Here is a 22,547-nt window from a genome sequence, read left to right on the forward strand (position 1 = left end):
AGTTCACTAAGTGCCACGGGAAAGCAGGGAACACAATGAAGATCGAAGCGGAATGGATGCGCGGGGGCACCAGCAAGTGCTGGGTGTTTGAAACCGACCACCTGAAGAGGGCAGGCGCCGACCTGGACGATCTCCTGCCGCGACTCTTCGGAAGCCCCGATTCCCGGCAGATCGATGGCGTGGGCGGGGCTACTTCAACCACCAGTAAGGCGATGATCCTGAGCCGCCCGGCGGACCAGGACGTGGATGTCGAATTCACTTTCGCCCAAGTAGGCATCGAAGAAGCAGTTGTTGACTGGGGCAGCAACTGCGGGAACTGCTCGGCGGTTGTGGGCCTCTACGCGATCGAGAAGGGGTGGGTAGTGCCCGACGGGGATTCCACCCGGATCGTCACCCGGAATACCAACACGGGCCAGATCATCATTCAGAGGGTTTCAACTCCCGCCGGCGCCCTGCCGATCGTCCCGGACGCACAGATGCCCGGAGTCGTGTTTCCCGGTTACCGGGTGGGGCTGGGCTTCCAGAATCCGGCCGGCAAGACCACCGGACTGCTGCTTCCCACAGGCTCGGCGACCGACACGATCGTTGCCGGCGGAACCCGCTGGACGGTGTCCATGGTGGATGCCGGTGCACCTGTGGTCATGGTGCGGGCTGAGGAGCTTGGACTGGACACTGCCCGCTATGACACGTGGGAAGCCGGCGTCGAATCGCAGCTGGACACCCTGGATAGCATCCGTCGCCAGGCAGCCGTCCGGATGGGAATGGCGGCCACTCCCGCTCAAGCCGCGCGGGCTGTCCCCAAACTCGCAATCGTCGGCCCGCCTACGGCGTCGGATGCAGAAAGTGACGTCAACGTCATGATGCTCTCCATGGGCAAACCGCATCCCGCCCTGGCCATCACCGGCAGCATTGCCCTAACGCTCGCAGCCCGTACGCCCGGCACCGTGCTGAACACCATCACCGGCACCACAGACGAATCAGTTCTGAAACTCAGGACGCCTGCCGGCGTCATCGAAACCTGGAGCGAGGAACAAGGCGGGTCCGTCCTGGTGGGCGTCGACCGAACAGCGCGCACCATCGCCTCCAGCATCATTCATCTCCCGGAGACTCTCGGCAACGTCGTCGAAGCCTCACTAGCAACAGCCACTCGATGAGGAGAAAACACCATGGCTAAGACTATTTTCAAACCAGCGCCCGAAGCTGAGAGCGACATCCGGGAAGAACCTTCCCAGCGCCCCAACAACCGCCGCCGTATCCTGCTCATAACGGTTGCCGCTTCTGTCATCCTGGGTCTGGCTGCCATCCTGTTCGGGGGTGCCATCTTCGACCCGGCGGCTACCCCGGAATCGGAGCCGACCATGACAGCCACCCAGATCATCCCGCTGGTAATCCTCGTGGTGATGTTCGTCGTCGCAACGAAATGGCCTTTGAACATCGGCGTCATGGGACTCGTGGCCTCCTTCGGCGTGGGCTACTTCATGCTCGGTATGACCGACAAGGAGATCCTTGCCGATTTCCCCGCCAACATCGTGATCACGATCATTGGTGTCACGTACTTCTTCAGCATGGCCCAGAGGAACGGGACCATAGACATCATCGTCCAGAACTGCGTCCGGCTTGTTCGCGGAAAAACACTGCTTCTGCCGTGGGTATTCTTCCTCCTGGCAGCATCACTCACTGCTTTGGGCACGTTCTCTCCCGCCGGCGTAGCGCTGCTGGCACCCGCCGCAATCGGACTGGCCTACGAATCGCGCATCCACCCGGTCCTCATGGGCGCCTTCATCATCAACGGAGCTCACGCCGGCGGTTTCTCCCCGCTCTCTGTGGCCGGCGTTCTGGTGCATGACATCGCTGTGAAGAACGGCTTCCCGATCTCCCAAGGCGCGCTTTTCGGAGCGAGCTTCGCGCTGAATCTCATCCTGTCAGTCCTCACCGTGGTCCTCTTCGCCCTCCTGGGCAAACTTCGCGACGGCGCTGCCGGCCAGCACGCCGACCTCGAGGCACGGGCCACCCGGCCTCACGGCCAGCAGATCCTTACCTTGGGACTCATCGTGGCCATGCTCGTCTGCGCTTTGGGCTTCCACATGCCGATCGGCTTCGTCGCGCTCTCAGCGGGACTCCTGCTGGCGTTGGTCAACATCAAGGAGCACCAGACGTTCATCGGCGGAGTCTCCTGGTCCACCGTACTGCTCGTCGCCGGCATGATCACCTACGTTTCCCTCCTTCAGCACGTCGGAGTCATCGATACCCTCGCCGAGCAAGCCCTTGCACTCGGAGCACCGCTCCTCATCGCCTTGGTGCTCTGCTACGTGATCGGTGTCGGCTCCGCCTTCGCCTCGTCCACCGCACTCCTGACGGCCTTCATCCCCTTGGCCGGTCCACTGCTTGCGACGAGCTCACTCAGTGCGTCGGGGACAGTGGCTGCCCTCGCGATCGCAGCAACTGTCGTTGACGTATCGCCGTTTTCCACCGACGGAGCACTGGTGGTAGCCAACGCCCGTGAAGACGACCGTCAGCGCGTCTACAAACAGCTGATGATGTACGCAGGCGGAGTAGTCCTGGTGGCACCCGCACTTGCCTGGGCGCTGCTGGTTCCCACGGGCATCATGTAGCTCCGGGTGGATACACGCCGACGAAACAGTTCGGCAAGCGTAGGGAAGCGCTCCCGCACACCATCGCAACACGTAGCCCGATCGACGGGCGCAGGAGCGTGACCCAACGCACCAAGGGCAGGACCACCCATTGGTGGTCCTGCCCTTGTTTGTGCTTCAGATGTTAAAGGTCAGTGCGATCCGAGGGTGATGGCGATTTCGTTGGGCACTACGTCAAGCTTGGACGATGCCGTGACCTTCCCGGTGGTCAGATCCACTGAATGAACAGTGTTTGCTGCCGGTTCGGTGACATAGGCGATGTTGCCGTTGACCACGATGGCGGGGTGGGCGTCCTGCCAATCGGCCGGGCCTTCCCAGGCCTTGATCACAGGGAACTCGTTGACGATCTTCCCGTCCTTGGGATCAAGCACATGGATTGAGCCGTCCGTGGAGAGGATGTAGGCCAGGTCTCCCGGGCCCCGGGCTACATCCCGGAACGTGTACTGGACGGTTTCGGGGAGCTTGACCACGTTGAAGGTGTGCTTTTCGGTGTCGATCAGGGCCACCGAGTTAAGAAGGTAGCCTTCGGCGTCAGGATCAGTCTTGTAGTCGCCCACCACAATCGGGCTGGTCTCGGAAACGAACGCGTTGCCCATCCGGCCGTACTTGTCCGGTGCCGTGAACTTCTCGAACTTACCGTGGTGGTAGAGGAGGGCGCCATCCTCGCAGCCAAAGATCACTGCCTCGTCGGCTGCAGTTCCCTCGCCATGGATGCCCGGGCATTCTTTGCTTTCGGCCACTTTGTCCCAGTGGTCGCCGTGGGATTCGAGTGCCATAGCGCCGCTGCGTGAAGTCTTGTCTCCGATGGTGGTGAGAAGCTTCCCGTCCTCCAGAACAATCGACACACCATGGTGTGCGGAGTCAGCCTTGTACGTCTGTGCCGCAGGCACAGCACCCTCAGCCTTGGCGAGCTCGTCGGTCTTCAGGATGGTGGTGGTGCCCGTCCCGTCGTCGAACAGGACGGTGTTGCCGGCGTGCCGGACCACGTGGCCGGCAGCCGTCGCGTCAACCCGCAGATCGGTGAGCTTCGGTTCCACCGTGTCCAGCAGCTGGAAGCCTGCCTTGGTGGTGACGAAAACATGGCGACCGTCCCCAGCTGCGTTCAGCCTGGTGAACTCCTCGGAGTCGAATTTCTTGACGACTTCCAATGTTTTGCTATCCAGGACGCTGATGCCTCCCGGGTAGGAGATGGCGACGCGTCCGTGCGCTTCGACCGAATCCGTGGAAGATGCGCCGGGCGTCTCGGATGTACCGGCTGGAGTTGTGCTGCCTGGTGTGGTGTTGGCGCAGGCGGAGGCCAGGAGCGTCATCCCGGCAATCAGTGCGATGCCACCCAGGCGGGTTCTTCTTTGGCGGAGCATGTAAGGGTTCCTCATTCTGTTGTGGTGTTAAAGAGCGGGTGAAGTGATCAAGGCTTGAGCCCGGTGACAATGCGCTCGGTATTGGTGCGCATCATGTCCAGGTAGGTTGCTGCGCCGCCGTCGGGTCCTGTCAGGGATTCGGTGAAGAGCTCCGCGACCTGGACCTTAACGCCGGCTTCGTTAGCGAGGACTTGCACCAGCCGGTCGGGCTGGGACGAGTCCGCAAAAATGGTGGGGACGCCGGCGCTGCGGATAGCCTCGCTGAGTTGGCGAAGGTCAGCAGCGCTCGGGGCTGCCAAAGTGGTCCCCCCGGGGATGACCGCACCAACAACCTGGAAGTCGAAGCGTTTGGCAAGGTAACCAAAAACGTGGTGGTTTGTGACCAAGGCCCGTCGCTCCTTGGGGATGGCAGAGAACGCGCGAGTCATTTCCCTGTCCAATTGGGTGAGCTTTTCCCGATAAGCCCCTGCGCTGGCAGCAAGCCGGGCGGAGTCAATTCCTTCGATATCGCGTGCGGCGCCTTCTACGGCATCCACGACGTCGGTCATGGCCGCCGGATCGGTCCAGAAGTGAGGGTCCGGCGCCCCTTCAGCATCACCGGAACTGTAAGGCACGACGTCGATCACCTCACCTGCCGCCATTACCGGGGCGCCGGCTTTCGCGGCCCTGTCCAGGTGTTGCTGCAGCCCTTCCTCCAAGCCGAGGCCATTTGAGACCACAAGGTCCGCACTGCCCATGAGTGCCGCTTGCTGGGCCGATATCTCGAAGGAATGCGGATCAGCATTGGGCTGCATGAGGGTAGCTACTTCTGCCTGGTCGCCGAGGACCTCTTTGGTGATGTCGCCCAGAATGTTGGTTGTCACCACTACCTGCGGCTTCTCCGGCGTCCCGGGTTGGGAGCAACCCGACAGAACCAGCCCGACCACCGCGGTGACGGCGAGGAGTGCCGCCCGCCTCATCGTCCGGTCTCCACGACATGAACCGGCTTTGTAGGCAACTCGAGGGTCCGGGCAATCCGGGCTCCATCGGCGTAGTCAAGTTCATAGACCACGCCCTCGCCGGGCGCGTTGACGTAGGCGCGTTGGGCGTCGACGGTGAGTTGAACCTTGTCGGCGAACGCTGGATCAGCCAGTGATGCGGCCAGCAGCGGTTTCGTACTGGAGATCCGTTCTTTGGATGATCCGTCATATACCTGAACCGTGCCGTCGGTGCCGATGGCCACCACGTGGTGGTCGGCGTCGTCGACTGCTGCGGCAGCCATAACGGGGGTACTGGTCGGCAGCCATTCCCACGTGCGCTGCCGGGTATTCAGGAGCCAGACACCGGAATCAGTGCTGAGGCCGGCAATCGTGGGCCTGCTTTTGCGTCCGTCGAATTCGGTTGCCGGGGCAGCGACACCCTCCGGGTAGGGAACCTTCTCGAATACTGGCGTTGACCCTTCCACGGTGGCGATTACCGCACCATCCGAGCAGCCAACCACCAATCCCACCCGGGTGGTGATGGTTCCGGCCGCTGCCGGGCATTCGGTGGTGGCCAGTTCCTTACCGTCGATGTCAATGGCTCGCAGGCGGGCGGCATTCCCTGCATTGTCGGGTTCGGTGACCACGGCCCCTTCGCCCAGCGGAGCTATCAAGCCCGCGTGCGGTTCGGTCTTGAAGCGGAGGGCCTCGGAAATGGTCCCAGCGGACAGCGCCGGATTATCCAGAAGTACTGCCTCCCCGGAGCCTGGGAAGAACATTCCCGTCGTGCCGGCTGTCGACAGCATCCCCGTGGCAATGGTCGCAGTACCTTCGCCGTCAACCTTGCCGATATTCCTCGCTACGCCTTTGTAATAGTGGAAGTGATCCACGTGATCCCAGGTCCAAATGCCACTGTCCACGATGTCCACACCGGTGTTGCCGGCCGCAAAGACGTAACGCCCGTCGGTGCTGACCTCAGCCGGTGACCGGACTTTTCCCAGCCGGGACTGTGTCCCGTTCAGGAGGTCCAGCATGGAGGTTTCGCCTTCGGCGTCGATGGCCACAAGGTGAAGCTGCGGTTCAGCGACCTCGGACACTCCGGTGATTGCCCCGTGCCCGTCGCCGGTCGACGCCGGTTCGCTCGCGTCAGGTTGCGGCGCCTGCGCAGTGGGCGGGTTGCCGCACCCTGCAAGCAAGAGCAATGCCAGCGTGGCTAGTGCCACCGTTTTTGTACGGAGGTTCATGATTACTTTCCAGTGAGGGATACAAAGACAGGGGCCGGTTCCGGCGCAGGGATTTTGGCTGCCCGCGTGCTGCGTCCGGTGTGCAGGTGCCCACCGATAGCGGAGAAGGCGGCCAGACTAATGGCGGCCATGGCAATGGACGCGCCGGCCGCTGTGCCGGCATACCAGGAACACAGCAGGCCAAGAGCCACCGCCCCGATGCCGAAGAAGGCTGCTAAGCCCATACGGGCCGGAATGCTGCGTGTCCATGGGCTGGCTGCAACTGCAGGCGCAAGCAGGAGTCCCACCACCAGGAGCGACCCCACCGCCTGATAGGACGAGACAACAGCAAGGGTTACCAAACCCACCAGTGCCAGCTGGGCTATCTGTGGGCGGAGTCCCAGGGTTTGTGCGATCCGTGTATCAAACGCTGCGGCCACGAAATTGCGGTGGAGGATGACGGCAAGGGCCACTGTGGCAAGCGCCGCCAGGAGCAGCCCAAGCAGGTCACCATCGTCCATGGCGAGGATGTCACCAAACAGCATGGCAGTTGCATCTGTGGCGAAAGAGCGTGAGTGGGACACGATAATGACACCGAGCGACAGCATCGAGACGAAGAGAAGGCCGATGCTGGTGTCATATGACAAGCGGCCGCGCCGTTGCAGCAGGCTGATCATCGCACTCATGACGACGGCGCTCGCCGCCCCGCCCGCTATTGCGGGGGCGCCGGCTACTGTTGCCAGGGCCACCCCGGGCAGCATCCCGTGACCTATGGCTTCGCCAAGGAACGCCATCCCTCGAATGACGACCCAGGTGCCGACGACACCGCAGATGATCGCGACGAAGGCACCACCGAGGAGGGCCCGGAGGAAGAAGTCGGCGGAAAAAGGTTCAGTTAGCCAGTGCACTCAGTCACTGTAAAGCATATTGAGATTCATTATCAAAAAGGATTAGAATCGATTGTGATCTCCTCTGACTCCGCCCTGCGCGCCCGCAATCTTCACTTCAGCTTTGGCGACGCCCCCGCCCTGGTTGGTATTGACCTCGATCTCGAACGGGGCACAGTCACCGCCATCGCCGGTCCCAATGGTGCTGGCAAATCGACCCTTATCGAGATCCTCGCAGGGGTACGCAAACCTGCCACGGGCACAGTAGACCGCGAAGACGACGTGGCTTTGGTAGTCCAACGGGTGACCACGCCCGATGCACTCCCCCTTACCGTTCATGACGTGGTCAACATGGGAACATGGGGCGTTTCGTCCAGCCGAGCCTCCAAAACAGTGGCAAGGGAGCGAAAGGCGCGGGTGGCCGAGGCCCTGGCTCGCGTTCAGCTCACAGAACTCTCGTCGTCGCCGTTCAATGCCCTGTCCGGAGGCCAACGACAACGTGCGCTACTAGCCCAAGGCATAGCGCGCCGTGCACGGATCTTCCTGCTCGATGAGCCCGCGGCCGGCTTGGATCTGGAAAGCCGTCAGCGCACTCGGGCCATGCTCGCGGCAGAAGCAGCACGCGGTGCAGCAGTGGCCTGCGTCAGCCACGATGAAGAAGCAATTGCAGCCGCGGACCACGTAGTCACACTGATCGCCGGCCGCCGGGTCAGCTAGGCGTGACCTCGAGCTCACGGACGGTCAGGTCCCGGAACGTGGCCGCTCCTTCGTGGGCGTAGAGGCGGATGCCGTCGTCGCCTTCCAACGGGAAGACCCGGTGCGAATGCACCACACGCCCGTCCCCGACGAACATCTCCACGCTCGTGCGATCCACCAGGATGCGCAGCGTGAGTCGCCCAGTGGAAGGGTCCACCGGGGTTTGGGTTTCGCCTGCAGTGGGGTTGATGGTGGGGCGGCGATTGACGTAGGTGAACGGGCCACGCGGGAAGGCGCCCACGGTCACATGCCTGGCGCCACCTGACGCACGGCAAACCTCGAAGCCGAGATTCGCGGGCGGCGCAGCCGGATCCCACACCAACTCGCAACTCAGATCATAGGCGCTTGAGCGAACCTTCAGATCATGAGTACCAGCAACCGACACATCACCGAGTAGATGTGTGCGCTTCACGTGGTCCCCCAGCGCAGACGTTGGCGCGGAGACGAGGTAGTAGGTGCCGTTTCCACGCTTAAGCCGGACATCGCGGACAATCATGTCATCGCCGTTGTAGCCGTCGGTGGCAAGCGTGGGCGTGTTGTGGGGATAGTCCCAGAAGTTCGCCCAACCGATCGCCCTGCGCAGGGTTGGGTCCTCGGCGCCAGACGCATCATGATGCGGGTAGGTCACTGCGCCGTAGAAATCGAAGCCATAATCGAGCCATTCCGGCTCGTCATGATCCGGTGTGAAGGAACTGCCGTCAAAAGCTCCCGTCCAGTACGCATACGTCGCGGGCAGTCCGCGACCCTTGCCGTTCGCACTGGTGCCAAGAACCCAATGCGAGGTGCCGTCGTCGGCCGTCATTCGAAAGATGTCCGGACACTCGAGCAGACCCAAGTCAGTGCGCACGAACTCGCCAACACGCTTCCAGGACCGCAGGTCCGGTGACGTGCAGAACCCGAGCTTTTGCCCTTCTGCATTAGCCATGAACCACCGCCCACGGTCCTCGTCCCATATCACTTTGGGGTCGCGGAAATCGTGCACTCCCGGGTTGGGCAGCACCGGAGCCGAGCCGCCAGGCTGAAATGAGCGACCCCGGTCCGTTGAATACCAAAGGTACTGGGCTTGGCGGCCCTCCGGCGCTTGGGTAACAAGTGCTATCACCGCGCCCGCCCCATATCCTGCGGTATTTCCCTCATCAACCAGCAGGCATCCGGACCAACAGTCACCGTTGCCGTTGCTGAACTTCGGGATCGCGACACCGCGGTCCCGGAAAGCAACGTGATCAGTTGTGGTGGCCCGCCGCCAGGACGTGCCGCCACCACCACTGATGTAGTCGGCGTTGTACAGATAGTAGTAGTGGTACTCCCCATCCAGGTAGATGGGGCGCTGGGGATCGTTCTTCCAGTTGTCTGGCACGCTGAAGTGATAGGCCGGGCGCATCCGGGATGATCCTTTCGGGGGTTTCACTTTCCTTCCGGCAAAAGACTCCGGGTACCTTCAAAGATCCCGGCCATGGTCCAGGCGTCGAAAGTAAGGAGCCGCGCCGAACCTTCGGTAGCGGCCAATGTCACGCGCTCGCCGCCTAGAGTCGGGTAGGCACGGGCCGTGAGGGGCTTGCCGTTGGCGAAAATTTCGACGGCGGACCGGTCCACCACCACGCGCAGGCTAACCCGGCCGTCCGACATCGGGACGGGTCCGGACTTGTCCTCCACATCGACGGCAGGGTTGAGGCTGCTGCGGGTACGGTCCAAGCGGAGAGTGCCGGCGGAGGTTCCATCTGCGGCCCGCCTCAGCACTATCACGGTCTCCTCGGCACCATCCGGGGAGGCGAGCACTCCGAGCCGAACCTCCGCTCCAGGTGCCAGTTGCACGTCCAACTCAAGGTCCAGCTGGTTACCGGACACACCGGTCTCAAGGGACCTTCCGGCCCCTACCAACACCTGGCCGGGGACGCTGACGTGTTTTCTGCGTAGCTTCTCAATTTCGGGGACCGGCGTGAACTCCAAGGTTCCATCGCTGCCCAAGGTGGTGACCCGTGGCAGGCTCATAACACCCGACCAGCCGGCTTCCACCATCGCCGCATCACTTCGGCCTTCTTGCATCCAGCCGAACATGATCCGGCGGCCGGACTCATCTTCGAAAGACTGCGGTGCGTAGAAGAAGCGGCCTCCGTAGTCCAGCCGGTGCAGGGCCTCCGGCTCGAAGGCATCCCCGGCGTAGCGGCCGGTCCAGTACAGCGGATGGCGGGTCACGCCGTCGTCCCACGCGGAAAAGACCAGCACATCAGGCGAGTTGTCAGTACGGGCAGAACCCAACGAGCCCTGTCCGGCACGGAACAGGTCAACGCATTCCCACATGGTCCCGGTCCAGTCAGTGTCCGCAGGATCGCCCTGCGAAGCATCGCCGATGAACAAGGGTCCAATGTAGTCCCAAGACCGTAGGTCTGAAGACTCGTACAAGAAGGCCGTGCCGCCGCGGTGGCGAATGCCCGAGCCCACCAGTTGGCGCCACTTGGTGCCTTCGCGCCATACGCAATGATCACGGTAAGCAGTGATCTCCACTCCAACGGGCGGAGCCGCAATTACAGGATTCCCTGTGTCCTTGGTCCAGTTCTGCAGGTCCGCAGATCCCACAGCGACGCAGGGCAGCTCTTTGCCCTCGAGCCGTCCCGAGTACACCAAGGTGGGCTTGCCGCCGTCGTTCACCAATACCCCCGACCAGCAGCCATCGGCGTCTGGTCCCTCGGACGGTTCCAAGGCAACGGGCAGGTCCGTCCAGGTGACCAGGTCGGTGCTGGTGGCGTGGCCCCACTGGATGCGATGGTGGAAAGCACCCTCCGGGTTGTACTGGTAGAAGAGGTGGTACGTGCCATTCCACTGGCTTACGCCGTTGGGATCGTTGAGCCAGCCGGCCGGCGACACAAAATGGAATCGCGGGCGAAGAGGGTCGGCCTCAGCACGGGTCAGCAACTCGTCCCGGGGAACGGTGGCGAGCGGGTGGGTTAGTTCAGTCATGCGGATGCCTCTTCCTGAGCGTTCGACGCCGGGCCACTGGGTTGGATTGGTTCACTCGCCAAAGCGTGGCCGCCGGCTGCGGCCCACGGCCGGTAAAGATGGCAGCGCACCCAGTGTCGGTTGGCGGGGTCACCAACTTGATGGCGCACGGGTTCTTCGGCCGAACATGCCTGGCTCGGATCGCCGTCGAACGCGCAGTGCGTTGAGGCCATGACCGCCTGCCGCAGTTCGGCCCTGCGGACGGGATCATACGAGCCGGCCCGTGCGGGGTCCGGTACGGCTGAAACCAACAGTTGCGTGTAAGGGTGTGCGGGGTTGGACAGCAAGTCCAGGGACCCGCCTTCCTCAACGAGTTCACCGGCAAACATCACGGCAGTCCGGTCCGCCAAGTAACGGGCGGAAGCGAGGTCGTGGGTGATGTAGAGCATGGAGATACCCTGCTCGTCGCGGAGCTTGCGCATCAGGTTCAGCACGCCGATCCGGACAGAAACATCAAGCATGGAGGTGGGCTCGTCGGCCAGGATGACCTGCGGTTCAACGGCGAGCGCCCTGGCTATGGCAACGCGTTGGCGCTGGCCGCCGGAAAGCTCATGCGGATAAGAGTTCAGCATGTCAGCCTGCAGGCCAACAGTGGTCATGAGTTCTGCAAGACGACGCTGGGTCTCCTGCTCGGACCCGCCGGCCTTGCCGTGGATTGCCAACGACCGTCTCAGGAAGTGGTCCATCCTGTGAGCAGGATTCAATGAACCGAAGGGGTCTTGGAACACCATCTGCAGTTGTGATCGAAATGCACGCGAGGCTTGGAATCGGTCACGTTTGAGGATGTCGACGCCGTCAATCTGGATCGCACCGGAGCTCGGCTTCTCGAGTCGCGCGACGCAGCGGGCCAAGGTGCTCTTGCCAGAACCGGACTCCCCCACGAGGGCCACGATCTCACCGCGACCAATGCTCAGGTCGACGCCGTGCAGGGCACGGACAGAATCGCGGGAGAACAGGCCGCCAACGGGGAATGATTTGCCCAGGCCGCGGATTTCAAGGGCAGGGGTGCCGGTGCCGGAAACGGCCGGTGGGGTCATGAGTGAGTGGCTCATCGTGCAGCTCCTTCCAGGTTTGCTGAATCAACCGCGGGGGTCCCGGCACCAAAGGGAGCCACGAAATGGCCGGGTGCTTCCTCGGTGAGGTCGGGGATGTTCCGGAACTTCACGCCGTCGGGCAGTCCCGTCAACGGAACCCGGGGGCCGGTGAGCGGCGGAAATGCACCCATGAGCGCCTGGGTGTATGGGTGGCGCGGATTCGCGTAAACGTCCTGGGCCTTCGCGGTCTCCACAATCCGGCCGCCGTACATCACGGCCATGCGGTGCGAGAGTTCCACCATGAGGGACATGTCGTGGGTGATGAAGAGGACGGAGAAGCCTAGCTCACGCTGGAGTTCCTTGATTTGCGCCATGATCTCTTGCTGCACCACCACATCCAGTGCGGTGGTGGGCTCGTCCAGGATCAACAGTGACGGCTTGAGCGCCACTGCCATGGCGATCACGGCCCGCTGGCGCATGCCGCCCGAGAGTTGGTGCGGATAGGACTTGAGCCGTGCGGGATCGATCCTCACGAGTTCCAGCAGTTCACCGGCACGCCGCAACGACTCCTTGCGCGAGTAGCCGGCGTGCGTGGTGAAGATGTCCACGATCTGTTCGCCTATGGTCATCACCGGATTGAGCGAGTTCATGGCCGATTGGAAGACCATGGCCACGTCCTGCCAGCGGAAGCGGCGCAGCTCTTCCGGACTCATGGCAAGGACGTCCTTGCCGCCGAAGGAGATGCTTCCGCCTGCAATCTTCGCGGGGTCCTTCAGGAGCCTCATGATCGAGTTGGCAATAGTGGACTTCCCACAGCCCGACTCCCCCGCAAGGCCGAACACCTCACCGGTGCCAATGCTGAAGGAAACGCGGTCGACGGCGGTGGTGGAGCGGGTGTCGCCGATGTACTTGACGGTGAGTTCCTTGACGTCGAGGACTGGTTCGTGGGAACCGAAGGAAACTTGGGACACGGTCATTTGGCGGCGCTCCTTTGGGTGTCTTTTGGAGTCTTGATTTTTCGCAATCGCGGGTTGGTGACTTCGTCCACGGCGTAGTTGATAAGGGCGAGGGCGAAGGCGACCAGCGCTATACACACGCCTGAGGGGACGAAGACCCACCAACTGCCGGTGAGCAGGGCGCCTTCGTTGCCGGCCCAGAAGAGGTTGTTGCCCCAGGAGACCGTGCTGACATCGCCCAGGCCCAGGAACTCCAGGCCCGCTTGGGCGCCGATTCCGTAAATCACGCAGGCAAGCAGGGTGCCCATGACAATCGAGGCCATGTTGGGCAGGATTTCGCGGAACATGATCCGGCCGGCCCGTTCCCCGGACACCACGGCCGCAGCCACGAAGTCCTTGGACCGGATGGACAACGCCTGTGAGCGAAGGACGCGGGCAGAGCCGGCCCAGCCGGTGACGACGAGTACCAGGATTACCGTGCCCAGGCCGGGCGGAAGGAAGGCGGCCAGGATGACCAGCAGCGGCAGGCCGGGCAGGAGCAGGAAAACGTTGGTGACCAGGGACAGTGCTTCGTCAATGAACTTGCCGAAGTACGCCGAGGCGAGGCCCACGAGGATGCCGATGAACGTGGACGCCACCCCGACTGTCAGCCCCACGAAAAGGGAACTCCGTGAGCCGTGGACTGTCAGCGCGAGCACATCCTGTCCCTTGGCGGTGGTGCCCAGCCAGTGCTCGGCAGATGGTTCCAAGGAGGCCATCGCGGTAATCCTCGACGGGTCGCCGGGAAACAGCACCGGCGCCAGCAGGGCCAAGGCAATGAAGATGAACATCACGGCCATGCCCGTCAGGGCCTTCTTGTTGTTGAGGAGCCCGTGGACGAAACTGCGGTTGGGCTTGCGGACAGCCGGTGTTGGAGTTGGCTGCTTCAGAAGTGCGGTTGTCATGATCAGTCCTCTAGTTGCTGCGCACGCGCGGGTCGAGGCGGACGTAGAGGATGTCCACCAGGAAGTTGGCAAGCAGCACAGCGGCGGTGATGGTCAGGAACAGGCCCTGCATGAGCGGATAGTCGAGGCCTTGGACGGCATTGAGGAGTTGGTAGCCGACGCCGGGGTAAGCGAACACCACCTCCGTGAGCAGCGCACCACCCACCACGAACCCCAATCCCATGCCGAAACTCGTTACCGACGGGAGCATGGCATTGCGTGCTGCGTAGCGGAGCATGATGCGGCCGGGTCGGAGTCCCTTGGCTTCGGCCATAGTGATGTAGTCCTCCGAATTCGTGGCAATCATGGTGTTTCGCATGCCCAGCATCCAACCTCCGATGGAGACCAGCACGATCGTTAGCGCGGGCAGCACAAGGTGGGCACCGACGTCGCCGATGAACTCCCAAGTGAACGCCGGCTCCAAACCGTCAGTGAACGCATGCCGGATCGGGAACCACCCCAGCACCACCCCGAACAGGTACAGCGCACCCATGGCAAGCCAGAAGTACGGGAACGAGCCGATGAAAACCAGCACCGGTGGAAGCGCTGAATCGATCGCCCCGCCACGGCGCCACGCGGCGAGGATACCCAGCAGGTTACCCACGACGGCGGCAACCACCAGTGCGGTACCGCCCAGCAGGAGTGTCCAGCCGATTTGGGACGAGATGACCTCGGTGACTGGGGTGGGGAAACGGGAAATGGATACCCCCATTTGCCCGGTGAAGATGTTGTGAATGTAGTCGATGTATTGTTCCCAAATGGGCCGATCGTCAACACCGAGCAGCTTGCGCAGGGCCTCGATTTGCTCGGGCTGCATTCGGTCCTGGGAGCGGGCGAACATCCGGGAGACGGGGTCGCCGGGCATGAAACGCGGGAGCAGGAAATTCAGGGTGATGGATGCCCAGAAGGCGATCAGGTAGAAACCCAGGCGGCGCAGGATGAAGCGCACGGTTTCCCTCCATTCGGGAATTGCGGAAAGTTTTGGGGCACGCCCGGGCGGAGCTGGCCGCCCGGACGTGCGGTGTGGGCCTGTTAGGGCCAAAAGCGGTGGCGGTGGGTGGGCCCACGCCGCCCGGGTTCCCTGGCCGAAGCACAGCGAGGTTAGGGCGGCGGTGGTGGGCCCACGCCGCCCGGGTTCCCTGGCCGAAGCGCAGCGAGGTTAGGGCGGCGGTGGGGACTACTTGCGCGGTTCCAGCGTGGTCAGAACCAGCACCGTCGTAGGTGAACGGACCGACAGGGTGGCGTACGGGTTGCCCTCGGTGGGCCAGCCGGTGAACCGGGTGTCATTGAAGGCTCCCCATTCCGGTCCTGAGAACAGCGGTACCAGCGGTGCGACGTCGTTGTACTCTTCCTGCAGCTTGTTGGCGAGTTCCTTTTGCTTGGATTCATCACTTTCCGCGGCGAAGTCGGCCAGGAGCGCATCCGCTTTCGTGTCGCCGAAGCGGTGGTAGTTGTCGAATGTCTTGGTGCCCACGGGCTTAACTGTTGCTGTGCCCATTGACGTGTTGAAGTACTTGTACGGGCTGGGGTCGTTGGCGCTCCAGACAATGCCGGAGTCAAAGTCGCCGGTCTCATAGCCGGCAACCACGGCAGCCCAATCAGGGGATTCCACCTTGGCAGTTACGCCCACTTCGGCCAGGTTCTGCGCGATCACATTCGCTACTGACAGCCAGTCGGAGGAAGTCGCACCCACGGAGATCTCGAATTCGAACGGCTTGCCGTCCTTGAGGGTGCGCTTTCCGTCGGCTCCCTTGGGGTATCCGGCCTTGTCCAGAAGCTCGTTGGCCTTTTGCACATCGTGGTTGGTCCATGTGCAGTTGTCCTTGACCGCTGCGTTCTTCCACTTCTCATAGTTGCCGGAGAGCCCGGTGCAGTCCGCCGGCTTGGCGTAGCCGCTCATGCCGATCTTGGTGACTTGATCGCGGTCAACGGCCATGCTCAGTGCCTTACGGACATCAACGTCGTTGAACGGAGCTTTGGTGGTATTGAGTTGCCAGTTGATCATGGCACCGGTGGCTGGGAACCAGTATTGACGGTGTTCCTTGTCCTTGGAAACGAAGGTCTTTTCGATGTTCGGGATGTACTGCGGGGCCCAGTCCACGTCGCCATTCGCGGCCGCGAGGTTGGCGCCGTCGTTTCCTGCAAAAGCGAGCATCTTGATGCCGGCGATCTTCTGCTTCTCCGGCTGCCAGTAGTTCGGGTTCTTGGTCAGCACGAACGACTGGGCCTGGAAACTGTCCACCTCGGTGTAGGGTCCGGTGCCCACCGGCTTGGCGTTTGCGTCCTTTTCCGGGTCCGGCAAAGCGGACCAGATGTGCTTGGGCAGGATGACGAGCTGGCCGACGTCGTAAAGGGCCGGCGACCAGGGCTTGTTGAAGTTGAAAGTGACTTTGTTGCCCTCGGCCGAAACGGTGTCCAGATACTCGAAGCCGCCCTTGATCTTCTTCTGAAGTTCGAACGTATAGGCAACATCGTCAGCCACGAAGGGCTGCCCATCGGACCACTTCACACCGTCACGGAGGGTGAAGGTAAGTGACTTGCCGTCCTCCGCAGCATTCCACTCGGTGGCAAGCCACGGCACCGTGTCTCCCTTGGCCGGGTTGAAGATCAGGAGGGATTCGTAAATGGACTGCTGAACCATCGGGTTGACCGTGGGAGCGAACGGGTTGAAGTTCTGCACGAACGTGCCCATGTCCTCACGCGGGATGGTGAGAAACGCGCTGGCGTTCGCTCCGGCGTCGGAAGTGCTTGTCTTGGTGACATTGGCCGTGCAGCCGGTGAGCAGCATTGCGCCCACTGCAAGGCTTGCCGCCGTCATCCGGGCAGCCCTGAAATATCGGGGTTGTGTCATGATGGTTATCTCTTTCCTATCTTCATCAGCAAGGTGAAGGGGTTGGTAAGGGGTTTGCTCTTCGACGTTGATTTCGCGGTCAGACCGAAGAGCGTTCTAGCAGCGGACAGTCGACCAATTGCTGGTCGGCAATGATCGGCTGTCCTGCTGTTAGTGCGGCGAGCGTTTGGACGCCCAAGGCGCCCATTTTTTCGAATGGCAACGCAACCGTCGTCAGCTTTGGCCGTAGGTAGGCCGCGATGAGTTCCTGGTTGTCGAAGCCGATCACGGCGATGTCCCCGGGGATGGTCAGGCCCCGTTCCTTGATGGCGTCATATGCGCCCATCGCCATGCGGTCATTGAGGCAGAACAAGGCCGTTGGCCTGTCCTGTTGTGGATAGCGGTCCAGTATCCGGCAAGCGGCTTCGTAACCGCCATCGGCCGTGGCATATCCCGACACCACCAGTTCCGGGTCCAGCTCCAGTCCGGCGACGGCAAGCGCTTCGCGTGCACCTTCCAGCCGCCCCACTGCAGCAGGAATAACCGGGTCAAGGTTGATGACTCCAATCCGGGTGTGGCCGGCTTGGAGCAACCGCTCGACGGCGATCCTTCCTCCCCCACGCTCGTCAGGGACGATCGAGGGAAGCTTACCGTCTGCATCGAAGCAGTTGATTAACACGGTGGGTACTTCATTGGCACTCGCCGGAACGTGGACGCCCCGGTGAAAAGTAGCTGCGTAGAGAAGTCCTTCCACTCGTTGTTCCAGCAGCTTTTCAGTTGCAGCATCTTCCAGGCCCTCGTTGGGTCCTACGGCATCGGCCTGGTCGGAGGGCGCGATGAGCAGGAACCGGCGGTCAAGCCAGGCTTGGTCCTGGGCTCCTTTGATGATGTTGACGGCGAACGGTGCCGTGACGATCTCCGTCACGATCCCGTACCAATCGCTGCGCCGCGATGCCAGCGCACGGGCACCGGCGTTGGGCCTGTAACCCAGTTCCTGCACAGCGTGGTTGATCCGAGTGCGGGTTTCCTCGGAAATGCTGGCGTTTTCGCGGTTGCTCAAAACAAACGAAACCGCAGTCCGGGAAACGCCGGCATGTTTGGCGACGTCTTTCATGGTGACTCCCCGCTGCCGTACAGGTACGGCCTCATCAGGGGTGGATTTCGCCATTGAATTACTCCGGGTGCTCTTGTTTGGTCCAGTGTGGTGCCAGGCAATCATTGTCTGGCCAGGCCGCAGGGATGCTGTTGGTAACGCGCGTTACCTGCTTGGCATGTGATTTAGGTTACCCGCGTTACTTCCCGAATGTCAACAGGCGGTTTTGATATTGAAAGGGCACGGAACCATGCTGTCTGCCGTCTAATTTCCGCTGGATTCGTCGGTAGATGCTTCCGGTTGTTCTTCGCTCGGGACGTCGTGAACTTTTTTGGGGATCTTCCCCTCAACGTCAGCCGGTACGGGAGGGTCCTTCTCTTCATCAGTAGACATAAGGCAAGCATAGGGGCGGGGCGTAGTGTGGACGTTTGGACGTTGGACGATAGGAGCACTTCATGAAGAAAATCCTCATGGTACTGACCAGCGTTTCCGAGCTCGGCGATACGGGTGAGAAGACCGGCTACAACGTGGCCGAGGCCGCACATCCCTGGAAGGTCTTCAAAGATTCAGGCCACTTCGTCGATTTTGCCTCCATCAAGGGCGGGCAGCCTCCCAGCGACGAGGTAGACACGGAGGATCCCATCCAGGTTGCTTTTACCAAGGATGAGACCACGCGCGCCAGCCTCTACAACACTGCCCGCGTGGATGTCATTGACCCCGGGCAATATGATGCCGTCTACCTCGTGGGAGGACACGGCACTATGTGGGACTTCCCGGACAGCGAAGGATTGCAGCGCCTGGTCGCCAGCGTCTACGACGCCGGCGGCTTGGTGGGCGCGGTCTGCCATGGTCCGGCTGGACTGCTGAATGTGGAACTGGAGAACGGATTCCGTCTTGTCCAAGGCCGGGACGTAGCCGCCTTCACCAACGACGAGGAAGTTGCCGCCGGGAAAGACAAGGTCATCCCGTTCTTCCTGGCAGACCGCTTGGAGGAACAGGGGGCACGCCATGTCTCTGCAGGTGTCTTCGAGGAAAAGGTGGCAGTGGACGAGCGACTGGTCACCGGTCAGAATCCTGCTTCAGCTGCCGGGGTAGCCAAGGAGATGGAGAAGCTCTTCGCCCAGGTCATCCACCAGGAAAAGGCTGAGGAGCAGCATGAGGCGGAGGCGCTGCGTGCTGAGAAGGACGCGGAAAAGAGCGCCAAAAAGCATGCAGCGGCGGACACGGAACACTAGGCCTCCTGCACCGTCACTGCGGCTCAAGACCTCCGTCATCGTATACTCCGAACATGCCATTTATGCGACTCTACCCAGGTATTCACACGCCGCTGCCCGCCCTTAAGCAGGACGGAGTTCTCCTGTGAGCGGCGGTCTCGTCGCACTGTTGGACGATGTCGCAGCGCTGGCCCGCATAGCGGCTGCCTCCGTGGACGACATCGCGGCAGGTGCGGCCAAAGCCGGGGCCAAAGCTGCCGGCGTCGTGATTGACGACGCCGCAGTCACCCCCCAATACGTTTCCGGGGCGGACCCGTCACGCGAACTGCCGATGATCAAACGGATCTTCTGGGGCTCGCTGCGAAACAAGCTGGTGATCATCCTCCCGGCATTGCTGTTGGTTAGCGCTTTCATCCCGGGAGTAATTCCGTTCATCCTCATGCTTGGCGGCAGCTACCTCTGCTACGAGGGTGCCGAAAAGGTGTGGCATAAGTTCCGCGGCGGCCATGCTGAAGCTGAGAAAGCACCGGCTGTCCAACGCGGCCCCGAAGCGGAGGCGAAAGTTACCAAGGGCGCCATCACCACCGATTTCATCCTGTCCTGCGAGATCATGGTCATCGCCATGAATGAGGTGGCTGCTGAGTCGCTATGGGTCCGGGCGTTCATCCTGGTCGTCGTAGCGATCGCGATCACGGTCATCGTGTACGGCGCCGTCGGGCTCATCGTCAAGATGGACGATATCGGCCTGCACCTGACCACTAAGGCCTCCGAAGGCTCCCAGCGCTTCGGCCGGCTGCTCGTCAAGGGGATGCCGGCCGTACTGGCCGCCATCACCCTCATAGGGACGATCGCCATGCTGTGGGTTGGTGGTCACATCATGCTGCAAGGCGCCTATGACCTCGGCTGGCACGGCCCCTATGACCTTGTCCATGTACTGGAGACACCCTTCGTCGGGATCCCCGTGGTGGGTGGCTTCCTTGCCTGGCTCGTGAACACGATCTGCTCAGCCATCCTCGGTGCCGTCTGGGGCCTGGTCATCATGCTCATCCTGCACCCGCTGCTTAAGGTGCTGCCGTTTGGCAAGAAAAAGGACGGACACGAAGAGGGGGATGTCCGCGCCGCGATCGCCGGTCACCGGCCAGCCAAACACAACCCAAGTAAGTAGCAGATCAAGTCGTTCTGAACGCTCAAAACGGCGTGTACTGCGACCTACTTGGGTGCGCGCCGATGACTTAGCGTCATAGCAGGCTGAGAACAGTGGCACTGCGTCCAGGTTTCTACCCGGATGCGGTGCCACTCTCATGTGAGGACGTCATAGTGCGTCCTCCTCTTGTGCTTAAGGCCACATGACGCTTTGATATATTAGTCATGTATTAGATGTCTACGAATGACTCTTAACTCAACGAGGAGTACAAAGCATGCAGCAACTCGCGCATCGACTCGAACGGCTCGGCACCGAAACCGCCTTTAGCGTCGCCCAAGCAGCGGCGGCCTGGAAGGCGAAGGGGAATCTGGTTTACCCCTTCCACCTCGGTGACATCAACATCCCCACCGCCCCGCACATCGTCGAAGCCATGACCAAGGCAATCGCCGACGGCTACACAGGCTACTGCCCCGGCCCCGGCATCCCCCAGCTGCGCGAAGCCCTCGCCGAGGACATCGGCTCACGCCGCGGCATCAGCCTCTCCCCCGACAACGTCGTGGTCATGACGGGCGGCAAGCCGGTCATCACGAAGTTCCTGCAGGCAGTGATGAACCCCGGTCAGGAAGTGCTGTACCCGAATCCCGGCTTCCCGATCTACGAGTCGCAGATCGAATACCTCGGAGGCACAGCAGTACCGTACCGCTACCTCCCCACTAGCCAGGGCTTCTCGATCGACCTCGACCAGGTGCGCGCATCGATCACGCCGAACACCGTTGCCATCATCTACAACGACCTGCAGAACCCCATCTCCGCGGAATCCACTGCAGCTGAGCGCGAGGCCATTGCCCAGATCGCCCAGGAGCACAATCTCTGGGTGCTCTCCGACGAGGCCTACTTCGAGACCCGCTACGAAGGAGTCTCCAGTTCGATCACATCGCTTCCGGGCATGGCAGAACGAACCGTGATCCTCTACACCTTCAGCAAGAAGTTCGCCATGACCGGCTCACGCCTCGGCTGTGCCGTAGCTCCCCTTGAGATCGCCAAAGTTCTCAGCACCCTTAACACCAACGACGAGTCATGCACCACCCACTACGTGCAGTGGGCAGGTATCGAAGCACTGCGCGGCACCCAGGAACCGGTCCAACAAATGCTCGACATCCTGCGTGAACGGCGGGATGCTGCCTGCGAACTCGTGAACTCCGTCCCCGGAATGCACGTCGCAGTGCCCCAGTCGACGTTCTACCTGTTCCCGGACGTCACTGACGTCATGGACAAAATGGGCTACACGGCAGTGGGCGACTTCGCGAGCGACGCCCTGTACAAGACCGGGGTCTCCTTCTGCACCCGCGAGCACTTCGGCCGACGCTTACCCGGCGAAGAAAGGCAGTACATCCGGCTCGCCTACTCAGGCATCGACGTCGTCGATATCCGTGAGGGCCTCGGCCGCCTCCGGGACTGGATCGTGACCGCATGAGCCGCGTCGTCGTCACAGGACGCATCCCCGACGCCGCCATTGAAAAACTCCGTGCCGAACACGACGTCGAGGCCTGGGATGGACCCGGGACCATTACCCGCGAGGAACTTCTGCGTCGGGTAGCCGGCGCCGATGCCATAGTGTCCCTGCTCACCGAGCGCGTTGATGCAGAACTGCTCGACGCCGCCGGACCGCAGCTCAAGGTCGTCGCGAATGTCGCCGTCGGATATGACAACATCGACGTTCCCGCCTGCAGCGAACGGGGCGTCGTGGCCACCAACACGCCAGGCGTGCTCACCGACGCCACGGCCGACATCGCGTTCGGCCTCATCCTCATGGCCACCCGTCGGCTCGGCGAAGGTGAACGGCTCATCCGCTCCGGCCAGGCGTGGAAGTGGGGCATGTTCTTCCTGCTCGGCAGCAGCCTGCAGGGCAAGACGCTCGGCGTCGTAGGCATGGGCGGAATCGGCCAGGCAACCGCACGGCGGGCCAAAGCGTTCGGCATGGATGTCGTCTACCAGTCCCGCAGCGAGATCGATCCCGTGATCGCAGCGGAACTGGACGCCCGACGGGTGGATCTCGACGAACTGCTGGCCACCTCCGACGTCGTCTCACTGCACTGCCCCTACGGCCCTGCAACCCATCACCTGATCGGGGCCGAACAACTCGCTGCGATGAAGAGCTCCGCGTTCCTCGTCAACACCGCGCGCGGACCGATCGTGGACGAAGACGCGCTGGCAACAGCCCTCCGCGAAGGTGCAATCGCGGGAGCCGGACTTGACGTCTACGAGCAAGAACCACGCGTCCATCCCGGTCTGCTGGAACTGGACAACGTCGCCCTCCTGCCGCACCTCGGCTCAGCCACAGTGGAAACGCGTACAGCCATGGCCATGCTCGCCGCCGATAACGCACTGGCAGTGTTGAGCGGTGAACGACCTCCGGCACCGATCGCGTAGCGGGATCTGACAGAAAGAAAGCATACGAAGTA

Annotated in this window: 20 protein-coding genes; 7 read left to right on the forward strand and 13 right to left on the reverse strand. The window is 62.0% G+C overall.

The window, feature by feature from the left end; genetic code table 11:
• Window positions 1-35 precede the first annotated feature (35 nt).
• Entirely contained in the window at window positions 36-1,154 is a 1,119-nt protein-coding gene (locus tag AC6CH8_RS04405; RefSeq protein ID WP_498188902.1) for a PrpF domain-containing protein, read from the forward strand.
• A gap of 12 nt (window positions 1,155-1,166) precedes the next feature.
• Entirely contained in the window at window positions 1,167-2,612 is a 1,446-nt protein-coding gene (locus tag AC6CH8_RS04410) for an SLC13 family permease (RefSeq protein WP_498188904.1), read from the forward strand.
• Window positions 2,613-2,782: 170 nt separating this feature from the next.
• On the opposite strand, the gene aztD is transcribed toward AC6CH8_RS04410, so the two are convergent.
• From aztD to aztB, 4 genes are read right to left on the reverse strand one after another with little or no spacing between them, the layout of a single operon-like run.
• The gene (gene aztD, locus AC6CH8_RS04415) at window positions 2,783-4,027 is read right to left on the reverse strand and encodes a zinc metallochaperone AztD (protein WP_498188906.1); all 1,245 of its coding nucleotides are present in this window, start codon (window positions 4,025-4,027) and stop codon (window positions 2,783-2,785) included.
• Between the two features lie 32 nt (window positions 4,028-4,059).
• The gene (gene aztC / locus AC6CH8_RS04420; RefSeq protein WP_498188908.1) at window positions 4,060-4,971 is read right to left on the reverse strand and encodes a zinc ABC transporter substrate-binding protein AztC; all 912 of its coding nucleotides are present in this window, start codon (window positions 4,969-4,971) and stop codon (window positions 4,060-4,062) included.
• Window positions 4,968-6,215 (reverse strand): ABC transporter, encoded by a 1,248-nt coding sequence (locus tag AC6CH8_RS04425; protein ID WP_498188911.1) that lies wholly within the window; start codon window positions 6,213-6,215, stop codon window positions 4,968-4,970. The genes aztC and AC6CH8_RS04425 overlap by 4 nt, the downstream gene beginning before the upstream one ends.
• Before the next feature lie 2 nt (window positions 6,216-6,217).
• Window positions 6,218-7,102 (reverse strand): zinc ABC transporter permease AztB, encoded by an 885-nt coding sequence (aztB, locus tag AC6CH8_RS04430; RefSeq protein ID WP_498188913.1) that lies wholly within the window; start codon window positions 7,100-7,102, stop codon window positions 6,218-6,220.
• 54 nt (window positions 7,103-7,156) lie between these two features.
• Here aztB and aztA point away from each other — a divergent pair, with 54 nt between their 5' ends.
• Window positions 7,157-7,798, forward strand: coding sequence for a zinc ABC transporter ATP-binding protein AztA (gene aztA, locus AC6CH8_RS04435; protein ID WP_498188915.1), 642 nt, complete (start codon window positions 7,157-7,159; stop codon window positions 7,796-7,798).
• Here the strand turns inward: aztA and AC6CH8_RS04440 are convergent.
• From AC6CH8_RS04440 to AC6CH8_RS04480, 9 genes are all read right to left on the reverse strand, one after another.
• Window positions 7,791-9,194 (reverse strand): glycoside hydrolase family 32 protein, encoded by a 1,404-nt coding sequence (locus AC6CH8_RS04440; protein ID WP_498188918.1) that lies wholly within the window; start codon window positions 9,192-9,194, stop codon window positions 7,791-7,793. The genes aztA and AC6CH8_RS04440 overlap by 8 nt on opposite strands.
• Window positions 9,195-9,241: 47 nt before the next feature.
• A complete protein-coding gene (locus AC6CH8_RS04445; RefSeq protein WP_498188921.1) occupies window positions 9,242-10,792 on the reverse strand; it encodes a glycoside hydrolase family 32 protein in 1,551 nt (516 codons plus the stop codon).
• Window positions 10,789-11,883, reverse strand: a complete 1,095-nt coding sequence (locus tag AC6CH8_RS04450; RefSeq protein WP_498188923.1) for an ATP-binding cassette domain-containing protein — start codon at window positions 11,881-11,883, stop codon at window positions 10,789-10,791. Before AC6CH8_RS04450 ends, AC6CH8_RS04445 begins: the two co-directional genes overlap by 4 nt.
• Window positions 11,880-12,842 (reverse strand): ABC transporter ATP-binding protein, encoded by a 963-nt coding sequence (locus tag AC6CH8_RS04455; protein ID WP_498188926.1) that lies wholly within the window; start codon window positions 12,840-12,842, stop codon window positions 11,880-11,882. Before AC6CH8_RS04455 ends, AC6CH8_RS04450 begins: the two co-directional genes overlap by 4 nt.
• The gene (locus AC6CH8_RS04460; RefSeq protein ID WP_498188928.1) at window positions 12,839-13,765 is read right to left on the reverse strand and encodes an ABC transporter permease; all 927 of its coding nucleotides are present in this window, start codon (window positions 13,763-13,765) and stop codon (window positions 12,839-12,841) included. The genes AC6CH8_RS04455 and AC6CH8_RS04460 overlap by 4 nt, the downstream gene beginning before the upstream one ends.
• A 10-nt stretch (window positions 13,766-13,775) precedes the next feature.
• A complete protein-coding gene (locus AC6CH8_RS04465) occupies window positions 13,776-14,753 on the reverse strand; it encodes an ABC transporter permease (protein WP_498188930.1) in 978 nt (325 codons plus the stop codon).
• 228 nt (window positions 14,754-14,981) lie between these two features.
• Window positions 14,982-16,655 carry an ABC transporter substrate-binding protein gene (locus AC6CH8_RS04470; protein WP_498188932.1) on the reverse strand — a complete coding sequence of 558 codons (1,674 nt, stop codon included), beginning with the start codon at window positions 16,653-16,655 and terminating at the stop codon, window positions 14,982-14,984.
• Between the two features lie 79 nt (window positions 16,656-16,734).
• The gene (locus AC6CH8_RS04475; RefSeq protein ID WP_498188934.1) at window positions 16,735-17,802 is read right to left on the reverse strand and encodes a LacI family DNA-binding transcriptional regulator; all 1,068 of its coding nucleotides are present in this window, start codon (window positions 17,800-17,802) and stop codon (window positions 16,735-16,737) included.
• A gap of 189 nt (window positions 17,803-17,991) precedes the next feature.
• Window positions 17,992-18,120, reverse strand: a complete 129-nt coding sequence (locus AC6CH8_RS04480) for a hypothetical protein (protein WP_402937003.1) — start codon at window positions 18,118-18,120, stop codon at window positions 17,992-17,994.
• 62 nt (window positions 18,121-18,182) lie between these two features.
• Between AC6CH8_RS04480 and AC6CH8_RS04485 the strand changes: the two genes are divergently transcribed.
• The 4 genes from AC6CH8_RS04485 to AC6CH8_RS04500 all read left to right on the forward strand — a co-directional run bounded on the left by AC6CH8_RS04485 (window position 18,183) and on the right by AC6CH8_RS04500 (window position 22,515).
• Complete coding sequence (locus AC6CH8_RS04485) at window positions 18,183-18,962, forward strand: type 1 glutamine amidotransferase domain-containing protein (protein ID WP_498188937.1); 780 nt, start codon at window positions 18,183-18,185, stop codon at window positions 18,960-18,962.
• 124 nt (window positions 18,963-19,086) lie between these two features.
• Window positions 19,087-20,106 carry a DUF808 domain-containing protein gene (locus AC6CH8_RS04490; protein WP_402937007.1) on the forward strand — a complete coding sequence of 340 codons (1,020 nt, stop codon included), beginning with the start codon at window positions 19,087-19,089 and terminating at the stop codon, window positions 20,104-20,106.
• 253 nt (window positions 20,107-20,359) lie between these two features.
• Entirely contained in the window at window positions 20,360-21,559 is a 1,200-nt protein-coding gene (locus AC6CH8_RS04495) for a pyridoxal phosphate-dependent aminotransferase (protein WP_498188940.1), read from the forward strand.
• Window positions 21,556-22,515, forward strand: coding sequence for a 2-hydroxyacid dehydrogenase (locus AC6CH8_RS04500; RefSeq protein ID WP_498188942.1), 960 nt, complete (start codon window positions 21,556-21,558; stop codon window positions 22,513-22,515). The genes AC6CH8_RS04495 and AC6CH8_RS04500 overlap by 4 nt, the downstream gene beginning before the upstream one ends.
• The last annotated feature ends 32 nt before the right edge of the window (window positions 22,516-22,547 follow it).

The organism is Paenarthrobacter sp. GQ52 (assembly GCF_059759005.1).